This is a genomic window from Albibacterium profundi, assembly GCF_042159835.1.
In the GTDB taxonomy this organism is placed as follows: domain Bacteria; phylum Bacteroidota; class Bacteroidia; order Sphingobacteriales; family Sphingobacteriaceae; genus Albibacterium; species Albibacterium profundi.
In genome coordinates, this window is sequence record NZ_JBBVGT010000002.1 from 441,331 (window position 1) to 461,780 (window position 20,450).

A 20,450-nucleotide genomic window follows, 5' to 3' on the forward strand; every position below is an offset into this window, starting at 1 on the left:
AAATGAGCGAATTTTATAGAGACGTAAAGGCTGGCTTACTAGCACCCCTAAAAAGTTTACCTTCGAAGTATTTTTATGACAAAATAGGCGATCACCTATTTCAAAGATTGATGCATTCCGACGAATACTATCTAAGTCGATGTGAATTATCAATCTTGAAGACCCAATCAGGCGACATGTCAAAAATCGTTGCAGGCCATTTCCGGGAATTAGACTTGGTTGAACTCGGAGCAGGCGATGCCAGCAAATCGGTCTACCTGATACGTTCACTTCAGGAAGTGGGGCTCGATTTTAACTATTACCCAATTGACATTTCTCAAAATGTGATCAACCATCTGCACAAAAAATTCGCGGAAACGATACCCTCATTGAAAATTCACGGCCTAAATGGTGATTATCTAAAAATGCTCGGGGAACAACGTAGTATTAGTCGAAAACCCCTACTTATTTTATTTCTCGGATCAAATGTAGGCAATATGAACCGACCGCAGGCTCTTGATTTTTGTCGTCAGGTAAACCAGTTCATGCAGAAAGGCGATCTCTTTCTTATCGGTGTCGACCTAAAAAAGAATCCTCATACCATTCTCGGAGCATATAACGACCAAGAGGGCCTTACGAAAGCTTTCAATTTAAATCTTTTGACGCGGATAAATATGGAGCTGGGCGCAAATTTCAATATCGACAAGTATATGCATTTCCCTTTATATGACCCGGTATCGGGTGAGTGTCGAAGTTATTTGGTAAGCACTATTGATCAGATCGTTTCGGTAGGAAAAAAGTCGGAGCAATTTCAAGTGCATTTTAAGGCATATGAGCCCATCCATATGGAAGTATCAAAAAAATACGACATTTCAGAACTGAACGCATTAGCCAAAGATTCAGGTTTTAAATCCACAAAACACTTTTTTGACAACAAAAAGTACTTTGTGGATAGTCTGTGGCAAAAATAACGTCCTTATTTTAAAACTAAAAAACTTCTTAATAAGCTTTAGCGAATAACACACGCTGTGTCGAAGGCTTACCTGTGACAATACAAGTACCTAATTCCTGTTTATTATTTATAGGAATACAACGAATGGTCGCTTTCGTCTCTTCTTTGATCTGCTTTTCAGTTTCAACTGTTCCGTCCCAATGCGCGGAAATAAAACCACCCTTATTTTCAAGAACCTCTTTAAATTCTTCGTATGAATCAACTTCCGTCGTTTTCTCCATTTGGAATGTTTTGGCCGTATCGAAGATTGACTCTTGAATATCTGCTAACAACGTTTCTATTCGGTCAATTAAACCTTCCTTAGATACGGTTTCCTTCGTCCGTTGATCACGCCTCGCAATTTCAACTGTCCCATTTTTCAAATCTCGCGCACCTACAGTTAATCGCACAGGTACACCTTTTAACTCCCACTCTGCAAACTTAAACCCAGGACGATGCGTATCACGGTCATCAAATTTCATCGAGATATCTTTCTGTTTCCCTGCCGCCATTAACTCGTCAACCAGTAGATTAATTTCCTGCCTTTCTTCTTCGGTCTTATAAATAGGTACAATAACGACTTGAATGGGTGCCAACATAGGTGGTAAAACCAACCCAGCGTCATCCGAATGAGCCATAATAAGTGCGCCCATCAAGCGTGTTGACACGCCCCATGAGGTGGCCCAAACATGCTCCAATTTTCCTTCCTTCGACGTGAACTTGACATCGAAAGCCTTCGCAAAATTTTGTCCCAAAAAATGGGATGTACCCGCTTGCAAAGCTTTCCCATCTTGCATTAAAGCTTCAATACAGTAAGTATCAACAGCACCAGCGAAGCGCTCAGTTTCCGTTTTCCTACCTCGAACCACCGGCATAGCCATCCATTGTTCAGCGAAAGTAGCATACACATCTAACATTTGCTCCGCTTCGGCAATGGCTTCTGCTTGCGTGGCGTGAGCAGTATGCCCTTCTTGCCACAAAAACTCAGCAGTTCGCAAGAATAAACGCGTACGCATTTCCCAGCGGACAACATTGGCCCATTGATTGACAAGGATAGGTAAATCGCGATAGGATTCAATCCATCCGCGGTAGGTATTCCAAATGATTGTCTCCGACGTTGGCCTCACTATGAGCTCTTCTTCTAACTTTGCTTCCTCATCAACAACAATGTTACCTGTACCATCATTTTTCAACCGATAATGAGTCACAACGGCACATTCGGTGGCAAAACCTTCTACGTGCGACGCTTCCTTCGAAAAAAATGACTTAGGAATGAATAAAGGAAAATACGCGTTACTATGCCCGGTGTCTTTAAACATTTTGTCCAAAGCGGCCTGCATTTTTTCCCAAATAGCGAAACCGTATGGCTTAATGACCATGCAGCCACGAACCGCGGAATGTTCGGCTAAATCGGCTTTATCGACCAGCTCATTATACCATTGGGAATAATCTTCCGTTCTACTTGTAATACCCTTACCCATTGTAATTTATCAGTTTTATTAGCTATATTAAAGTCAAATACTAATCAATTCTTTATACACAAAGTTATACGGATTTATTAATATTGTGGCTTTTATATTAGAAATTTTTAACATACGCATTAAACCTCAGCATATTAAATTAGTCAAATAAGTAATTGCTGTACGAAAACCGCAAAAACTAAAACAAGATGAAACTGAAATACAAAATATTAAATGGCTTGGGACTCATGGGTGTCATGGCTTTTTTAGGCTCATGTGCATCAATGAACCAGACCGCGCAAACATTTCCTGATGATGTTTACGGGCGGGATGCAGAGGCTGTGGTCGTTGCTCAAAGTGACAACGAACGGTATGAGGAAGAGGAGTATTACGAAGATAACTATTCCAATCAGGACTACTATGACGGTTATTACGATGGAATGTCTTATGCTACTAGGATTAGTCGTTTTTATTACGGTACGCCGGGTCTGCCCTACTACGATCCATGGATAAATCACTGGGCCTATTATAGCCCGTTCTATTCAGGACTCTCATTCGGATTCGGATGGAACAGTTGGTATAGTCCATATTATGGCTACTCACGCTTAGGTTGGGGTAATCCATATTATGGTGGTTACTGGGGACCTTATTCGTATTATGGCGGTGGCTATTATGGTGGAGGTTACTATGGTGGAGGTTACTATGGTGGCGGAGGATATTATACAGGTAATATCCGAGACCGTCGGGTTCGTCCTACGAGAATCGGGACGGATAATGTTCGAAGAACTACAAGACCTTCAATAGGATCATCGACCAATAGAACCCGCAGCGGGATAACTGCGACGAGACCGTCTACCGGCGATAGACTGCAAAGAACGCGCTCAACAGCCAACGGGACACAGCGTCCAACAAGTATCGAAAGAAGTCGGACTCGTAGCACGGAAGCACGACCAACTCCATCAAACAGGAGGCCAACTTCTGATCGTCCAACACCAAGAACACGTAGTCAGGAAGTGAGACGTCCGGCAACACAAAGCAGACCGACTCAACGCCCGCAAGCGAGACCGGCCCAACGCTCACGTCCGACTCCAACGGTAAGAAGTACTCCGCCGAGAAGCTCTGCACCAGCGAGCAGACCTAGCTCAAGCAGAGGTAGCTCGAGTTCTTCACGCTCACAACGCTAAAAAGCTAAACAAACATACATTATAAGTCGGCCGATACCGGCCGACTTTTCTTTTCAAATTCAATTTAGAACTCCGATATGAAAAAAGAAATAACTAGTTTTTTGCTTTCTGCATTTTGCATGATTGGCCTAAGTCAAGCTCAGTACGTTGAAGACGGGCTTCTGTTTTCTCAACCTGACCTTGGATCCACGGCTAGATTTAAGGCAATGGGTAGTGCAAACACATCCCTAGGTGGCGATCTCAGTTCGATCACCGGCAACCCAGCTGGATTAGGCTTTTTTAATACGTCTGATGCAGGCTTAAGTTTTGACTATTTGAACAGTCAAAGTAAAAGCAGCTATTATGGAACTTCAACTACGGGAACTAAAGAGAAATTCTCGTTAAGTCAGGGTGGTGCTGTATTTCATATGCCGGTGCGTTCTACTGTAGGACGTAATACGGGTTGGTTAAACTTCAATATAGGTATTGGTTATACTAAAACCAATGACTTCAATTCAACGATCGACTTTATAGGAGAAAATAACACAAGTAGCTATACCAATTTCCTAGCAGAAGCAGCGAATGACCCAAGCTATGAACCTGCGTTCGGTGACTGGGGTTATGAAAGCTACTTGCTTGATTATAACGAAAGCGAAGGCTTCTACTTCCCTGCCGCCAGCGAGAGTACCTCAAACAGTCAGGGCAATTTAGACAAGCGGACAGGCAACCAATTTCAAACTAATATAGCATTTGGCGCTAATTATAGTAACAAGCTATACGTCGGAGCATCCATCGGCATCGCGGGCTTCAGCTACCGTAAAGAACGACGATTCGACGAAATTGGCTTTATGAAAGAAGAGGGAGAGATCGCAGCAATTAATCCCGGATCCGACTTCTTAGATCCCAATCATGAGGCGTATGATTTTGTATACGCAGACTATGAGTTGAGTTCATCGAGCGTGCAAAAAACAAATGGAACGGGTTTTAACGGGACTGTCGGCTTCATCTATAAGCCAGACAATATGTTTCAAGTAGGATTTTCCGCGACATCACCCACTTGGTATACGGTTACAGATGACTACAGCATGTATTTCGACAGCTGGATGGTTGACCCGGAGACTGGAGATGCATTTTTTGAATATGTATCGGATGAAGAATTATTTTATGACGAATATAAATTAAGGACTCCTTATCGCTTAAATGCAGGAGTGTCAGCTATATTCACAGAAGGACTAATTACCGCAGATGTGGAGTATGTTGATTATGCGAGTATGCGTATTACGACCGATTATGCCGATGTAAACACCGCCTCAGACGAAGACATTGCCAATATATATCAGAGCGCGGTAAATTTCCGCTTGGGTGGTGAGTATCGTTTAGCATCTGACTTCCTACTACGGGCTGGTTATAATTATCGCGGCAACCCGTATCAAGATGGGTTGGAAAGCACGGCACAAACTATATCGGGTGGATTAGGCTACAGGATTAATAATACGTATATAGATCTAACTTACTTAAATCAACGATCAGACATGGAGTACACGCCTTATCAGTCGATCGAGTACCCATCCAATACAGCATCAATTAAGAACAGTAGAAATAATGTATTTTTAACCGTCGGATTTAAGTTTTAACAATACCGATCCAACAATGTCTTAAAATGCAAGAGGCGCTTAAATAAAATTTAAGCGCCTCTTGCATTTTAAATAAAAATAAATTTATATCTCCTCTTTGTTCTCAATCTCAACCATTACGTCTTTATGATTGCTGAGGACTGTTCTATTTTCTCGGGTTTTTTGCTTATTAATCTGTCTTCTCAATGACTCAACGGCTAAGTCTGTCGCTTCTTCAAAACTTTTTGCTTGCCCTTTCGCGAACAACTGGTTTCCTGGTATATTAATTTTAAATTCTGCTATTTTATTTGCCTCACTTTCGCCATTTTCTAACTTTAAATAGCAGATTCCATCTAACAATTGGTCATAAAACTGAGTTAGTTTGTTTGTTTTTCGCTGAATAAAATCAACTAATTTTTGATCTGCATCAAAATGAATAGATTGCACAGTAATGTTCATCTTTCCTCCTTTTTTTAAGCCTTTGGATGGGCCTGTTTATAAATATATTTCAACCGTTCAACTGAGTTATGCGTATAGACTTGCGTAGATGCAAGACTAGAATGACCCAGCAGTTCCTTAATGTCGTTTAGTTGAGCTCCATTGTTAAGCATGGCCGTCGCTATGCTATGTCTCAATACATGCGGACTTCTTTTCTGTTTGGACGAGATCAATCCTAATCTATTTCGGACAACCTGATAAATTAGTTCTGCATACGCGTCTTCTCCTTTATTTGTAACAATCAACTTCGAACTTGTGTTGTTAAAATTATGTTTTTCTTTAAGAACTATATATTCCTTTATTACCTCACTTAACGAAGATGTAATGGGAACCAATCTTTCTTTACTCCCTTTACCAAATATACGAATCGTACCCTGCATAAAATCGATATCATGTTCAGAGATTTGTAATAATTCTGAACGACGAACTCCTGTACCAAACAAAATTTCAACCACGACTCGATCTCGATACCCTTGGAAGTCATTTGAAAAACCCCCTTCTGAATCCAGCATCTTGATTATATCATTAGATGGAATAAAATGAGGTAGATTCTTTGGCGTTTTTAGCATCTTGACTAATGCTACCGGATTAACGTCAATTATCTGTTCACGAAGTAAAAACTTATGGAATGATTTAAGGGATGAAATGGTACGATTAATACTTCTAGGTTGAAGCTTCCTTTCCATTAGCTGGGCCAGAAAAGCCCGTATTTGATGGTGAGTCGCATCCTGAACTTGAAAGCCATTCTTGGTCAGATAGTCTAAATAAGTTCGAATGTCTCTTTCATATGCATGAATGCTATGAACAGAATAGTTCTTTTCGTACTTTAGGAAATTTATGAAACGCTCTAAAAACATAAAAAACTATTTGCTCCCTCAATGCTTTGAAGTTACAAATAGTTTTTTAATATGTAAAGACAATAAGAATTAAATCGTCTCTTGATTCAATTTCTGCTTGTATATTGCTTTCTTCACTTGAACACGACGGGAGATCGACTTCTTCTCATAAGCTTGACGAGAACGCAATTCCCTAAGGACACCCGTTTTTTCGAATTTCTTCTTGAAACGCTTTAACGCCCTATCCAAAGATTCGCCTTCTTTAACATTTACTATAATCATATGGTTAACTACCCCCTTTCGTTATAAATTTTTAGAGTTGCAAAGATAAACAAATCAATCTAGAACACAAAAATTTAAAAGGTATTTTTATTCAGGATCGGGCGTAAACAGCACATCGACGACCGGTTTAATGTCTTCATCTCTCGAAAACAGATCCCAAATCAAATTACTTTTACCATTTTCAATCATAACAGCCGAAATACCGTAACGTACCCCTTGCCATTGGGTGTTCTCCTTATTTTCAACGAGGTTAATTGTACGAAAGCCGTATTCATTCCAAAATAGCTCCGGATATTGCCGATACGTACTTGCTAAATTTTTTATAGCAAACTCAGGATTGATCGGGTATGCTGCAACAATTGATGAAGGAGAGATGAGACCTTTGGAGTTTACGATCAATCCCCGACTCAAACTGATTGGCAATACGCCCTTCTCCGAGGATCTACGTAACTGGATAAGAACATGGTTTTGTAGCTCGTGATAGTAGTTCGCAAATTGATCACGCTTACCTCGTGGATCAAACACCAAGAACGATGATAGAAGGCTACTCAATGACTCATCCACATTTGCTACATCTAAAGACAGGCCATAATATATACGTTCTTTCGCAATTTCAGACTCAGTAGTATCAACAAGCTGAACGGCCGGCTTAAGGGTCGCCGTTAAATCCTGGCTCGTCATATTTGTATCAACCTGAGGAAGGCTGAGTTCTTCAATTTCATCCACTAAGGAAGAATCCACTTTATAAAATCTGTTTAATGCGTCATTGTAAAAATTCAACTCAATATTATGACTTGGGGAAGCCAGCGCCAGCAAGTAGGTGGTTAGCGCATCTCTTCCTAATAAGGGTAGGGCATTCTCAAACCCATATTTCTCAGACCAATTTGTGTATAAATAAGAATTTCCGTTCCTAGTAAATTGATTCCATTGCACTGCGTTCCATATTTCGTCTATTTTCTTACGAACCTCGATTTCGACTGCATTATTTTCACTTAAATACTGTTTAGCTGTCAAGAGTCCTTGTATTAGCAAAGAGGTACCGCTCAGATCCACCGTAAAACCACTCTCTTTAGAATAAACACCTTCACCCGATCGTCCATCCATCAAAGCCGGAAATGCGCCGTACCGTGCTTCTGCTCCTCTTAAGAATCTAATAATCTTCTGAATCCGAGCGGTAAACTGTTCTCTTGTAAAAACCTTTTGTTCAACGCCACTAATGGAGGCCATGATAGCAACACCCGTTAGAGCGGGCGAAACGATAGCACTTTTTGTTGCTGGCTTTAGCAATTGCATACCGCTATTAAATTCGGCTCCATCTGCGAAATATTGAATATTCGCCTGATGCACCATATCAAGCAACTCCGCATCCGTTAATACTTTCGTTTGCGCTTTCTCTACGTTACTGAATGGGGATTCACGATATTGATAATCAACCCAGGCTATTTTATAATAATATTCTTTGCCAGTTTCAGGCACTACATCACTGTAACGATTGGAAAAAATGGGTCGAATAGCGACAGGTTGAAAATTCTTATTGTCTTCTGAGCGATATATCTTAATATAACGCAAGCTTGGCGTCAACGGCAGACGCCATGATATATCTACGTGTCTTTCATATGCCTTAACATCCTGTATTACGGCTGCACCTGTCAGTCGGTTCTGAGGAGTCTTACGTGGAAGAACTTCTATTTGGTCAATATACAGCTGGTGATTCTTACCATCTGTTCCTATCTGTGAAAAGCGAATTCCCATAATTCTGGCTCCGTCATCAGCAAATCCAATTTGCTCCAAGGGTATCTCAACCGACACCCACATATTTTCCTGATATGAATCAATATAGTTCGCTAGTTGAACTCTCTTCGTATAACTCGAATCTGCACGAATTAGCTCAACGGCAGGTAGCTCCGCCAAGCTTGTTGATGACTGAACATATAATTTAAAAATTAACGCTGAGTTCCTTTCTGGCAGATAACTATCCGGATAGAAAATATCTGCTGTCCACTGGCCTTTACTCGCCGATATATACTTCAACACCAAGGAGTTCTTAGGCGTAAAAAAAACCGAATCTGATACTGGCAGATTACCTTTTATATTCATAATCCAACTTGCACCCGAATATTCAACCTTACTGCCAGAATAGCTATTAGGCAAAACGCTATTGGCAAATAAAACATCTGGATAAGTTTCGGCCCGGACGCTGGAAGAAAAGCAAATTATAAAACTAAAAAGGGTGAAATAAAAATTAAAGTAAGTTTGCTTCATAACCTCAATTAGAAAAAATACAAATATTACAAAAACCAAGCCATATCATGATTAATTAATATATTTAGATCGTAACACACAAAAAGGTCATATATGCTGTTTTTCTTTTACCGACGAAAGGGCTTCACTCACCGATTTTTTTACGGTCTCCGACTATTTCTTCTTTTGAACCCGAAGCGTTGTAGGTATATTTGATCAAACATTTAAGAACATGAACACACAACATAAAAGAAAAAACAGCAATACAAGCAGAACCCTGAAAGGTCTTATTATCATTCTAATCGGAGGTCTGCTCTTAATAGACAAACTTTTACCAGCTATTTATCTGGGTTGGCTATTTCAATGGCCAATGATTCTCATCATTATTGGAGCCATCATTGGAGCGAAGTCAGGTTTCGAAAATAGAGCCTCATACATCTTAATAGGGATCGGTCTATTTTTCTTTCTTAGCAATACGCTCAATTTCAGTATTGGGCCTCTCATCTGGCCAATTATCTTAATCGCAGTAGGCTTTTTCCTTATTAAAGGAAAATCCAAAAAACGGCAAATGAGACGTGGTACTTATCAGTATCCAGAAAACAATGATTTTGTATGGGACAAACGGGTAAAAGATGAATCTCAACCAACGGATCAGGTCGACGACGATACCACTGACCACGATCATATAACTGAAGAAGAAAGCTCGTCCAGCGAACAAAAGGACGAGTATTCGGATGAAAACCATCGTAATGAAGAGTATTCGGGCACGGCTAATGACTATATAGACTCTACGTCAATTTTCGGCGGAGGGAAGCATTATATTGTTTCGCAAAACTTCAAGGGTGGCGACGTCGTTAATATTATGGGTGGATCGACAATCAATCTAATGCGTGCAGACCTAAGGGGCCCAGCAACACTAGAGGTCGTACAACTATTTGGTGGCACAACAATCATCGCTCCGGCACATTGGATTATTAAGTCGGAAATGGCTTCCATTTTCGGAGACATTGAGGACAAACGCTTCCATACACCGGCCGTACCAGACCATTCTAAGATATTATACATCAAAGGAACTTCCCTGTTTGGCGGCATTACCATCAAAAGCATTTAGTCGAGTTAATAACAGATGATACCAGCCAACCAACCGCCTGTAATCGAAAGAAATCGCTTCTTATTGCTTAGCTGCTCGATCATTTTCGTTGGCTGGTCGATCATCCAAGGTGGACTTCTATTCTGGTATGGCACAACCATGTATACGGCTATCGTAGATAGCTTAATTTCGGCTGCAATTATTACCTTGGCCTGCTACGTTGTCGCAAGTGTGCTATTTTACTATCAGCCACAGAAAGAAAAAACCACCTATATTCTCGTATGGGTTATCAGCCTAACAGTAATAAGCTTAGCAGTGATACGTTATGCAATTGGTTGGATAATAGCTTCTGAAGAATACCAAGACCTTATTGATTATTCGCTACCGTTGCGATTTCTCGCTGCGGGATTATTAATTGGTTGCATGGCTATTATAAACGTATTATGGAACATACAGCAAAATAACCGAGATAATGAACGAAGAAAAGCAGATGCTGAAAAAATGGCTCGAGAAGCCGAACTCTACAGCTTGCGGCAAAAACTTCAACCTCACTTTTTATTCAACAGCTTAAATTCGATTATCGCACTGATCACTCAAAAACCCGACCTCGCCCGGACTATGGTATTTCAATTGTCAGACTTCCTACGGGGGACCCTACACATGGACGATCAACAGTTACTCGACTTGGAAGCCGAACTTGAACACCTCCAACTGTACATCGACATCGAGAAAGTACGATTCGGACATCGATTGAACATCAAAATTCACCAAGAAGGCGCTCGAGATTATCAACTTCCTGCGATGATCATCCAACCCCTATTGGAAAATGCCATCAAATATGGGCTGTATAACACCACCGGTCAGGTAGACATCAATATCGATATTTCTAAGCAAGACAATCTATTAAAAATAAAAGTGACAAACCCGTTTGACCTCGACAGCCAGACCAAACAAAAAAGCTCTGGATTCGGTCTAAGGAGTATCGAGCGTAGACTCTTCCTGATTTATGGTCGCACTGACTTGTTGCATACAAATGCTGGAAAGCATATCTTTACAGCAACAATATCTATCCCCCAGCCAGAATGATAAAAGCTTTAATTATAGACGATGAACCCCTGGCCCGCAGCATTGTTAGCGAGTATCTAAACGATTTTCCTCAAATCGAGGTTGTCAGGGAATGTGGCGACGGCTTTGAAGCAGCAAAGGCCATTGCAGAAATAAATCCAGAGTTAATTTTTCTGGACGTGCAAATGCCTAAAATAACAGGTTTCGAATTACTGGAGCTGATCGAAGAACCACCAGCAGTTATTTTCACGACCGCATTTGAAGAGTTTGCACTCCGAGCATTTGAACAGCATGCAATAGACTATTTATTAAAACCGATTAGCAAAGCGAGATTTGTTAAGGCGATCGAAAAATTTCTGTCACAAAAGCCAAGCCTGTCAAAAGAAAAGACAAAAGCCTTCATCGAGAAGGTTCAGGACAAAGAGGAAAACAACTTAGACAGGGTCCTGGTACGTACCGGAAATAATATAAAAATCATTCCCGTAGACAAGATTAACTACCTGGCTGCGGATGACGACTATGTCTCGATCCATACCGACGAAGGTAGCGCGCTAAAGAAGGCGACTCTCACCTATTTCGAGAAAAATCTAAACCAAGATGAGTTTGTCCGAGTACACAGATCATTTATCGTGAGAATCAATCAGATCATCCGCATCGAGCCTTATGAGAAGGAAAGTCACAAAGTGATCCTCAAAGACAAAAGCTCCATCAGTGTAAGCAAATCAGGCTATGCTAAACTGAAAGCGGCTCTAGAGAAATAATATTCGCTACACACAGAGCACTACTGGTTAATCACTGATATAAGTTTATCCAAGCCGTTTTCACCATCTAAGTACGCTTTTAATTTCCTATCCGACCCATAGACGTACAAAGCGGGATATTGAATTGGCTGAAATTTAGCCAGAAACTCATATTGTTTATCTAGCAAGACATGCACATTGGGTTCACCTTGAAGTTCTTTGCCATATGTATTCATGAAATCGGCTACGATCCCTCGATCCTGCTGTGACACAAAATAGAAGGTTGCGTTTTTAAACTGATCAAAATTCTCACCCATTAGCTCAATTTCGTTTCTACAGTGTATACACCCTGTATCAAAAAACACAAAAACGATATTCCCTTCAATAGCAAGACTTGTTCGCATCACAGGTCGATTATCCACTATATTGAAGAAAGTGAATTCCGGCACCATATCAGGTGCATTCTCAGGTTTTGAATTCGAACAGGCTAAGTTAAACAAAGCAATGAGCGAAAATATCAACAATATACGTTTCATGTCTGATTCTTTGGATTCTGTGGGTAAACAGGTCAAAATTATAAAAATAAATCAATTTACTTACTGTTACTTTTCCTATGTCAGGCGATATTAATATCTTTGAGGAAAAATTTCACTTTTGAAAAAACGTATCGCAATATTTGCATCCGGATCAGGATCCAACACCCAAAAAATTCTGGAACACTTCAAAAACCATGAATTGGCGGAAGTGTCGCTTATTCTGAGCAATAATCCTGATGCCTATGTCTTGCAGCGAGCCGATAATTTTGAAACGCCATCGCACGTCTTCGACCGCAATGAGTTTTATAAAACCGATGCAACTGTAGAGCTGCTGAAAGATCTAGAAATTGATCTTATTGTACTTGCAGGATTTCTCTGGCTGGTTCCTCAAAATCTTCTCGATGCCTTTCCTGAAAGAATCATCAATATCCATCCAGCACTTCTTCCCGACTATGGCGGTAAAGGTATGTATGGCGACCATGTGCACCAAGCTGTCCTCGAAGCTAAGGAAAGTGAATCCGGTATTACCATCCATTATGTTAACGACAAATTCGATGATGGAGAAATCATCTATCAAGCTAAATATAAGATAGAACCAGAGGATACGATCGAATCAATCAAGTTCAAAGGTCAACAGTTAGAACATTTACATTTTCCAAGGATTATAGAGACAATCATAAAAGAACTTTAATAGTAAAATTTGAATATAAACAATGAGCCAGCCTGTTAAAATTAAAAACGCATTAATATCTGTTTTCTACAAGGATAACCTAGAATCTATTGTCCAGCAATTAGACAAATATGGAGTTAACATCTATTCCACCGGAGGTACTGAAAAATTCATTAAAGACCTAGGAATAAACGTTATACCCGTTGAAGAGCTAACGGGCTATCCATCTATTTTAGGAGGAAGAGTAAAAACACTTCACCCCTCAGTGTTCGGAGGTATCTTGTCTCGCCGAGATCATGCGAACGACAAAGAACAAATCAACGAATACAATATCCCCGAGATAGACTTAGTAATCGTCGACCTCTACCCTTTTGAGGAAACTGTAAAATCAGGAGCTACTGAACAGGATATTATTGAAAAAATAGATATCGGCGGAATATCATTGATACGGGCAGCGGCAAAAAACTACAAAGATGTCACGATCTTATCATCAAAAGATGACTACCGTGAATTTGAGATGTTCTTAGTTGAAAATGAAGGCTATACAACCTTAGAACACAGACGGTATTTCGCTAAGCGTGCTTTCCATATTTCTTCGCATTATGACACGGCCATCTTTAACTACTTTAACTCAACATCAGAAGAGCCTCTAACAGCATTCAAGCATAGTGAAAGTCAATTTAAAAACTTAAGATACGGTGAGAACCCACATCAAAAGGCTGTTTTCTATGGCGATTTAGACGCTATGTTCGAAAAGTTAAATGGTAAAGAACTTTCATATAATAACTTAGTCGACATCGATGCTGCGGTGGCCTTAATCGACGAGTTCACCAAGCCTACCTTCGCCATTTTAAAACATACAAATGCCTGTGGTGTTGCCAGCAAGGACTCAATATTTGAAGCTTGGAAAACCGCACTTGAATGCGATCCTATCTCTGCCTTTGGAGGTGTCCTGATTTGCAACGGAACTATTGACGAAGAAACAGCACAAGATATCAACAAACTATTTTTTGAGGTGTTGATAGCGCCTGAATTCAGCGACGAAGCTTTGCGGGTCTTGACAAGCAAGAAGAACAGAATTATTTTGCAACGTAAAGAAGTGGCACTACCGAAACAGCAATTCAAAACCCTGTTAAATGGAGTTATACAGCAAGATAAAGACCTTTCGATCGAAGGAACCGAACAAATGGAATCTGTAACTGATCGGCAACCGGAATTAGAGGAGCTTGAAGACCTTGTATTTGCTAACAAAATAGTCAAGCATACGAAATCGAACACCATCGTCCTTGTCAAAGGAGAACAGCTTTTGGCCAGTGGCGTTGGTCAAACCTCACGCGTAGACGCATTGAAGCAAGCAATCGACAAAGCTAAATATTTCAAATTTCCATTAGAAGGTTCGGTGATGGCTTCCGATGCATTTTTCCCTTTCCCTGATTGTGTTGAAATTGCTAGCGATGCAGGTGTCAAGGCTATCCTGCAGCCCGGAGGTTCTATAAAGGATAAAGAATCAATAGAAATGGCAAACAACAAGAACGTTTCTATGGTTTTAACCGGTGTTCGTCATTTTAAACATTAATTTTCTATTTTAGGGAATTCATTGCAAAAAATGACTTTTTTATATCGTATTATTAACGAATCTTTTTTATAGAATTTAATAAGCTTCTTTTGTAAAAAGCGATTAACTTTGCAATCTATTAATAAATTTAAAAAAATATCCGAATGGGGTTATTTAACTGGTTTACTCAAGAAGTTGCCATTGATTTAGGTACTGCTAATACATTAATAATACATAACGATAAGGTTGTTGTCGACGAACCTTCCATCGTCGCATTTGATCGTACTACAAATAAGGTCATCGCCATTGGGCGCCAAGCCATGCAAATGGAGGGTAAAACCCACGCTAACATCAGAACCGTACGTCCGCTGAAAGATGGTGTCATAGCGGATTTTAATGCGGCTGAGCATATGATTAGAGGAATGATCAAGAAAATTAACAACGGTAAAGGTTGGTTTTTTCCATCTCTACGAATGGTTATTTGTATCCCCTCAGGTATTACGGAGGTAGAGAAGCGTGCAGTACGAGATTCTGCGGAAATTGCCGGCGCCAAAGAGGTCTATCTCATTCACGAGCCCATGGCTGCGGCTGTGGGTATCGGAATCGATGTTGATGAACCCATGGGTAACATGATCATCGATATTGGCGGTGGGACAACTGAGATCGCCGTTATCGCTCTTTCGGGCATTGTATGCGACCAATCTATACGTGTCGCAGGCGATAATTTTGATTCCGACATTATTAATTACATCCGTCGCCAACACAATATTATGATTGGAGAACGCACTGCTGAAAAAATTAAAATTGAAGTGGGTTCTGCGCTTCCTGAGTTACAGGACCCACCAGAAGACTTTGCAGTTCAAGGACGCGATTTAATGACCGGAGTACCGAAGCAAATTACAGTTTCTTATACTGAAATTGCACACTGTTTGGATAAGTCAATCTCAAAAATAGAAGAAGGAATTCTTAAAGCACTTGAAATCACACCGCCAGAACTTTCGGCTGATATTTATCAAACTGGGATTTATTTGACCGGCGGTGGCGCTTTATTACGTGGGCTTGATAAGCGTGTACATTCAAAAACCAAATTGCCTGTTCACATTGCAGAAGATCCTTTACGTGCTGTCGTAAGAGGAACGGGAATTTCGTTGAAGAACATAGGTAGCTTTAAATTTTTAATGCAATAGAAAGAATTGGGATATGAGCTTAAACCCACAGAGGTCAAATAGCTGATGGCTAACTCATATCTTAAGCGGAACGATAAGATATGCGAAACCTTTGGATATTCATTAACAGATACAGTACATTCTTTTTGTTTATCCTGTTCTTTGCCGTTTCATTTATCTTAATCATTAATAATAATTCATTTCAGCGAGCGAGCGCACTTAACTCTTCCAATGAAATCATCGGACGAGCTTACGAGAAGATCGATTACTTTAAAGCCTATATAGACCTTAACGAGACAAACCTTACACTCGCTCATGAAAATGCAGCCTTACGAGCTTTGTTAAAAAGTTCCAATTACGATAATGAGGTTACCTCTCGTACGATACGAGACACCTCGCTTCAACCGCGTTATAGCTATATAGAAGCACGTGTCATCAACAACAGTGTTAATCAAAAGAATAATTACCTGACGGTGAACCGCGGATCGCGTCACGGGATTAAAAAGGGAATGGGTGTTATATCCTCAAATGGCGTCGTCGGTATCGTGCTAAATGTATCACCTAATTTCGCCACTATTCAGTCACTTTTACATTCAGACACAAAGATCAGTGCCAGTCTTTCGAAAAGCGAGGCTTTCGGATCATTGGTATGGGGCCAAAATGCCGTTGACCCACAATACGCCGTTTTAAAAGACATACCTAACCATGTCGAAGTAGCGAAAGGAGAACAAGTTGTGACATCTGGTTACTCTCTTTTTCCTTCAGGGGTTATTATCGGACAAGTCGAAGAAACAGGAATTCTAAGCGGCAGCAGCTTCTTGGATATTAAGATTAAGTTGAACAATGACTTTAGCACTTTACGTTATGTATACATCGTAACCGATAAACTCTCGGAGGAAAAGAAGAAACTGGAAGAACAAAATTCAGAAAATGGCTAAGTTGTTTATAGAAAATATCATACGATTCATTGTGCTTATTTTAGCGCAGGTATTTTTATTTAAAAACATCGGCTATTATAATCTAGCTTCACCATTTCCCTATATCATGGCGCTTATGCTACTTCCGGCAAAGATACCGAAAGTGCTTTTATTTGTTATCGCTTTCTTGACCGGTATTACAATAGACACCTTCTATGATACATTAGGAATCCATGCAGCTGCATGTATAACACTCGCTTGGGCACGAATCGTTTTTATCAACCTCACGCTACAAGACGATGATTACGACGCATCATCCACACCTGGTATCGGACAAATGTCCTTTCGATGGTTTTTAATTTATGCCCTAATTCTCAGCTTCTTCCATCACTCTGCATTGTATATTCTGGAAGTATTTTCATTAAATAACTTCCTCTACACACTAACAAGCATTCTTTTTAGTTGTATCTTTACGACGATACTGATTGTTTTGTTTGAATTGATATTATATAGAAGGAAAAAGCGGTGAACAGTTATTTTGCGCGAAAATTCATTATCCAAGGTATAATAATAACATCAGCTGTCGTTATTCTTTTGCGTCTATTTTACATTCAGGTCATAGATGATTCGTATTACCTTTCTGCAGAAAATAATGTATTAAGAAAAGTAGTAATCTATCCGGCTCGCGGCGTGATCCTCGACAGAAATTCTGAAGTTCTGGTTCAGAACGAGCCAGTATACGATTTAATGGTGACGCCTCGCGAAGTAAAAGAAATGGATACTACGCTCTTCTGTGAACTGGTCGGTATCGATAAAGAGGGCTTCGATAAACGATTTCTAAAGGCAAAAAACTACTCTCCTTATCGCGCCTCGATTTTCGAAAAACAGCTATCGGCCGAGACTTACGCGCGTTTACAGGAGCACTTATATGAATTCAGGGGTTTCTATGTTCAGAACAGAACTGTACGAAATTATCCCGACAGCATAGCTGCGCAGTTTCTTGGTTACATTAATGAGGTAACCGACAAAGACATTGAGCGGAGCGACGGCTTCTATCGGCCGGGCGACTATATCGGTGTGAGCGGTGTTGAACGTGCATACGAGGAATTGCTACGTGGTCAGCGTGGTGTACAGAATCTCATGGTAGATGCATTCAACCGACCAAAAGGGCATTTTGCCGATGGAAAATACGATACACTTGCCGTTGCGGGGGAAGATCTCATGTCCTCGCTAGATAAAAACTTACAAAAATTAGGTGAAACACTGATGAAGAATAAGCTGGGTAGCATCGTGGCAATAGAACCCAGTACAGGTGAAATATTAAGTTTCGTAAGCAGCCCCTCCTACAACCCGAATATGATGGTCGGTCGTGAGCGTGGAAACAATTACATGAAACTACTTTATGACCCACTAAAACCAATGTTTATCCGGCCCATACAAGCGCAATATCCTCCTGGGTCAATCTTTAAAGTCGTTGCCGCTTTGGTTGGGCAGCAAGCTCAGGTAATCGATAAAGATATGAGGTATCAATGCGTGGGTGGATACCGATACGGACGAAGCGGCTACATGCGATGCACACACGTCCATGGCTCGATAAATCTGGCTACGTCTATCCAAGCCTCTTGTAACCCTTACTATGCATTTACCTTTGCACGCATGATAGATGGCAGAGGAAAAAAACCAGCAGAATCGTATAAAGATTGGTATGATGCAGTTCAGCGTTTTGGGATTGGTAAAGAATTAGGTATCGACCTACCTGGTGAGAACTCGGGAAATTTACCCAAAGCTGATTATTATACCAAACACTTTGGTAATGATAGTTGGACTTCGGCTTACAATATATCTTTATCAATCGGTCAGGGAGAAATGGGTATAACTCCTTTACAGATGGCTAATATCATGGCCATCGTTGCCAATAGAGGATTTTATTATCGTCCACACCTAATCAAGTCGATCGGTGAGAAAAAGATTGTCAAACCCGAGTTTTCCGAAAAAATATCCGTTGGGGTTGATCCGCAATATTTTGAACCAGTAATTGAAGGCATGAGCCGGGCAGTAAACCAACCGGGAGGAACGGCCTACTCAGTTAAGATTAAAGGGGTTGAAATGTCTGGTAAAACAGGTACAGTTCAAAATCCACACGGAACAAATCACGCGGTGTTCTTTGCTTTTGCACCTAGAGAAAATCCTAAAATTGCCATTGCTGTTTTCGTTGAGAATGCAGGTTACGGGGGTGTTTGGGCAGCACCTATTGCCAGTATGATGGTTGAGAAATATTTAACCGATACCATTACACTTCCAAAATACATACAGGATCGAATTTATAACGGTAGCATTTTACCAGATACCACCAAGGCAGTAAAACGATGAATCAACAAAGAAAATTCTTCGGTGCAGGAATCGATTGGTTAACCATATTTTTATGGCTAACTCTCTGTGTCATTGGCTGGTTCAATATCCATGCAGCTGTATATGACCCCGAGCACCCTAGCTTGATCAGTATCGACACAAATTATGGCAAACAGTTTATTTTTATCATATCTGCCATTATTTTGGCTGCTGTTATCCTCATCATTGACAGTCGCTTCTACAGTTCGGCAGCCCCCATTCTCTATGGTATCACGATATTACTTCTTATCGCAGTATTGGTCATCGGAAAGAATGTTGGAGGGAACCAGGCCTGGATACCCTTGGGATCTTTCCGTCTACAGCCTTCAGAGTTTGCAAAGTTAGCGTCCTGTTTAATTCTGGCGAAATACCTAAACACTCATAGCAACCGAAATCCGAACTTTCAAACGTTGATTATCGGCTCATTACTCTTATTATTGCCGGTTGGGTTAATCATGTTGCAGCCTGATACTGGATCTGCGTTGGCATTCTTTGCACTAATTTTTGTATTCTATCGTGAGGGTTATGTATCCGGTACATTCCTTCTGATTGGAGCCTCTGCTATCGCGTTATTTATCTTATCCTTGCTCTTTCCTCAGTGGACCGTCATCTTAGGCGTAGCGGTTCTATGTGCTTTAATAGTTTATTTTACTCGAAAATCCCGTAGAGCTATTATTACCGGCGTAATGCTCTTCTCTGCGGCAACTATTTTCATCTTGGGGGTAGATTTTGTTTACAATCAAGTTTTACAAAGTCACCAACGTAATAGGATCGAAGTATTACTGGGCAAAATCGATGATCCTCGAGGAGAAGGATACAACGTCAACCAGTCATTGATTGCGATTGGATCCGGTCAGCTGTTAGGAAAAGGCTATTTACAAGGTACTCAGACAAAATACAATTTTGTGCCAGAACAGAGCACCGACTTCATCTTCTGTACCATCGGTGAAGAGTGGGGCTTCGTGGGTTCCGCTTCAATGGTTTTGATATACATAGGACTTCTTCTACGACTAATTCATATCGCTGAGCGTCAACGCTCCCATTTCGCCAGAATCTATGGATATGGTGTAGTTTCGATCCTATTTTTCCATTTCTTTATTAATATCGGAATGACCTTAGGCATTGTACCCGTAATCGGGATTCCGCTCCCATTCATTAGTTACGGAGGTTCATCTCTCTGGAGTTTCACGATCCTATTATTTATCCTTATTAAGCTTGACGCAAATAGAAAAGGACTGCTTAATATGCAGTCCTTTTAAT

19 protein-coding genes are annotated in these 20,450 nt (G+C 40.5%); 13 read left to right on the plus strand and 6 right to left on the minus strand.

Features of this window, described 5'->3' with window-relative positions; genetic code table 11:
- Nucleotides 1-2: 2 nt before the first annotated feature.
- Nucleotides 3-950 carry an L-histidine N(alpha)-methyltransferase gene (locus tag WKR92_RS03265; RefSeq protein WP_375556403.1) on the plus strand — a complete coding sequence of 316 codons (948 nt, stop codon included), beginning with the start codon at nt 3-5 and terminating at the stop codon, nt 948-950.
- A 28-nt stretch (nt 951-978) separates the two neighbouring features.
- On the opposite strand, the gene proS is transcribed toward WKR92_RS03265, so the two are convergent.
- Entirely contained in the window at nt 979-2,451 is a 1,473-nt protein-coding gene (gene proS / locus WKR92_RS03270; protein WP_375556404.1) for a proline--tRNA ligase, read from the minus strand.
- Nucleotides 2,452-2,639: 188 nt separating this feature from the next.
- Between proS and WKR92_RS03275 the strand changes: the two genes are divergently transcribed.
- On the plus strand, nt 2,640-3,614 hold the full coding sequence (locus WKR92_RS03275; RefSeq protein ID WP_375556405.1) for a hypothetical protein: 975 nt from the start codon (nt 2,640-2,642) through the stop codon (nt 3,612-3,614).
- A gap of 77 nt (nt 3,615-3,691) precedes the next feature.
- Nucleotides 3,692-5,227 carry an OmpP1/FadL family transporter gene (locus tag WKR92_RS03280; protein WP_375556406.1) on the plus strand — a complete coding sequence of 512 codons (1,536 nt, stop codon included), beginning with the start codon at nt 3,692-3,694 and terminating at the stop codon, nt 5,225-5,227.
- Between the two features lie 84 nt (nt 5,228-5,311).
- Here WKR92_RS03280 and WKR92_RS03285 read toward each other — a convergent pair whose 3' ends face one another.
- The 4 genes from WKR92_RS03285 to WKR92_RS03300 all read right to left on the minus strand — a co-directional run bounded on the left by WKR92_RS03285 (nt 5,312) and on the right by WKR92_RS03300 (nt 8,973).
- Nucleotides 5,312-5,665, minus strand: a complete 354-nt coding sequence (locus WKR92_RS03285; protein ID WP_375556407.1) for an HPF/RaiA family ribosome-associated protein — start codon at nt 5,663-5,665, stop codon at nt 5,312-5,314.
- 14 nt (nt 5,666-5,679) lie between these two features.
- The gene (locus WKR92_RS03290; protein WP_375556408.1) at nt 5,680-6,561 is read right to left on the minus strand and encodes a tyrosine-type recombinase/integrase; all 882 of its coding nucleotides are present in this window, start codon (nt 6,559-6,561) and stop codon (nt 5,680-5,682) included.
- 69 nt (nt 6,562-6,630) lie between these two features.
- Nucleotides 6,631-6,822: a 30S ribosomal protein S21 gene (rpsU, locus tag WKR92_RS03295; protein WP_375556409.1), complete on the minus strand. Its 192-nt coding sequence runs from the start codon at nt 6,820-6,822 to the stop codon at nt 6,631-6,633.
- 87 nt (nt 6,823-6,909) lie between these two features.
- The gene (locus WKR92_RS03300; protein ID WP_375556410.1) at nt 6,910-8,973 is read right to left on the minus strand and encodes a glucoamylase family protein; all 2,064 of its coding nucleotides are present in this window, start codon (nt 8,971-8,973) and stop codon (nt 6,910-6,912) included.
- Between the two features lie 322 nt (nt 8,974-9,295).
- On the opposite strand from WKR92_RS03300, the gene WKR92_RS03305 reads away from it, so the two are divergent.
- The 3 genes from WKR92_RS03305 to WKR92_RS03315 are packed head-to-tail and all read left to right on the plus strand — an operon-like array spanning nt 9,296 to nt 11,979.
- Nucleotides 9,296-10,174, plus strand: coding sequence for a LiaF transmembrane domain-containing protein (locus WKR92_RS03305; protein ID WP_375556411.1), 879 nt, complete (start codon nt 9,296-9,298; stop codon nt 10,172-10,174).
- A 15-nt stretch (nt 10,175-10,189) separates the two neighbouring features.
- On the plus strand, nt 10,190-11,239 hold the full coding sequence (locus WKR92_RS03310; RefSeq protein WP_375556412.1) for a sensor histidine kinase: 1,050 nt from the start codon (nt 10,190-10,192) through the stop codon (nt 11,237-11,239).
- On the plus strand, nt 11,236-11,979 hold the full coding sequence (locus WKR92_RS03315; protein WP_375556413.1) for a LytR/AlgR family response regulator transcription factor: 744 nt from the start codon (nt 11,236-11,238) through the stop codon (nt 11,977-11,979). The genes WKR92_RS03310 and WKR92_RS03315 overlap by 4 nt, the downstream gene beginning before the upstream one ends.
- A 20-nt stretch (nt 11,980-11,999) precedes the next feature.
- Here WKR92_RS03315 and WKR92_RS03320 read toward each other — a convergent pair whose 3' ends face one another.
- Nucleotides 12,000-12,494, minus strand: a complete 495-nt coding sequence (locus tag WKR92_RS03320) for a TlpA family protein disulfide reductase (RefSeq protein WP_375556414.1) — start codon at nt 12,492-12,494, stop codon at nt 12,000-12,002.
- A gap of 118 nt (nt 12,495-12,612) precedes the next feature.
- On the opposite strand from WKR92_RS03320, the gene purN reads away from it, so the two are divergent.
- The 7 genes from purN to rodA all read left to right on the plus strand — a co-directional run bounded on the left by purN (nt 12,613) and on the right by rodA (nt 20,449).
- Complete coding sequence (purN, locus tag WKR92_RS03325; RefSeq protein WP_375556415.1) at nt 12,613-13,185, plus strand: phosphoribosylglycinamide formyltransferase; 573 nt, start codon at nt 12,613-12,615, stop codon at nt 13,183-13,185.
- 22 nt (nt 13,186-13,207) lie between these two features.
- Nucleotides 13,208-14,740, plus strand: coding sequence for a bifunctional phosphoribosylaminoimidazolecarboxamide formyltransferase/IMP cyclohydrolase (gene purH / locus WKR92_RS03330; RefSeq protein WP_375556416.1), 1,533 nt, complete (start codon nt 13,208-13,210; stop codon nt 14,738-14,740).
- A gap of 143 nt (nt 14,741-14,883) precedes the next feature.
- Nucleotides 14,884-15,906, plus strand: a complete 1,023-nt coding sequence (locus WKR92_RS03335; protein WP_118196763.1) for a rod shape-determining protein — start codon at nt 14,884-14,886, stop codon at nt 15,904-15,906.
- Nucleotides 15,907-15,986: 80 nt separating this feature from the next.
- Complete coding sequence (gene mreC / locus WKR92_RS03340) at nt 15,987-16,823, plus strand: rod shape-determining protein MreC (protein WP_375556417.1); 837 nt, start codon at nt 15,987-15,989, stop codon at nt 16,821-16,823.
- Nucleotides 16,816-17,331: a rod shape-determining protein MreD gene (locus tag WKR92_RS03345; protein ID WP_375556418.1), complete on the plus strand. Its 516-nt coding sequence runs from the start codon at nt 16,816-16,818 to the stop codon at nt 17,329-17,331. The genes mreC and WKR92_RS03345 overlap by 8 nt, the downstream gene beginning before the upstream one ends.
- A complete protein-coding gene (gene mrdA / locus WKR92_RS03350) occupies nt 17,328-19,172 on the plus strand; it encodes a penicillin-binding protein 2 (protein ID WP_375556419.1) in 1,845 nt (614 codons plus the stop codon). Before WKR92_RS03345 ends, mrdA begins: the two co-directional genes overlap by 4 nt.
- Nucleotides 19,169-20,449, plus strand: a complete 1,281-nt coding sequence (gene rodA, locus WKR92_RS03355) for a rod shape-determining protein RodA (RefSeq protein WP_375556420.1) — start codon at nt 19,169-19,171, stop codon at nt 20,447-20,449. The genes mrdA and rodA overlap by 4 nt, the downstream gene beginning before the upstream one ends.
- The last annotated feature ends 1 nt before the right edge of the window (nt 20,450 follow it).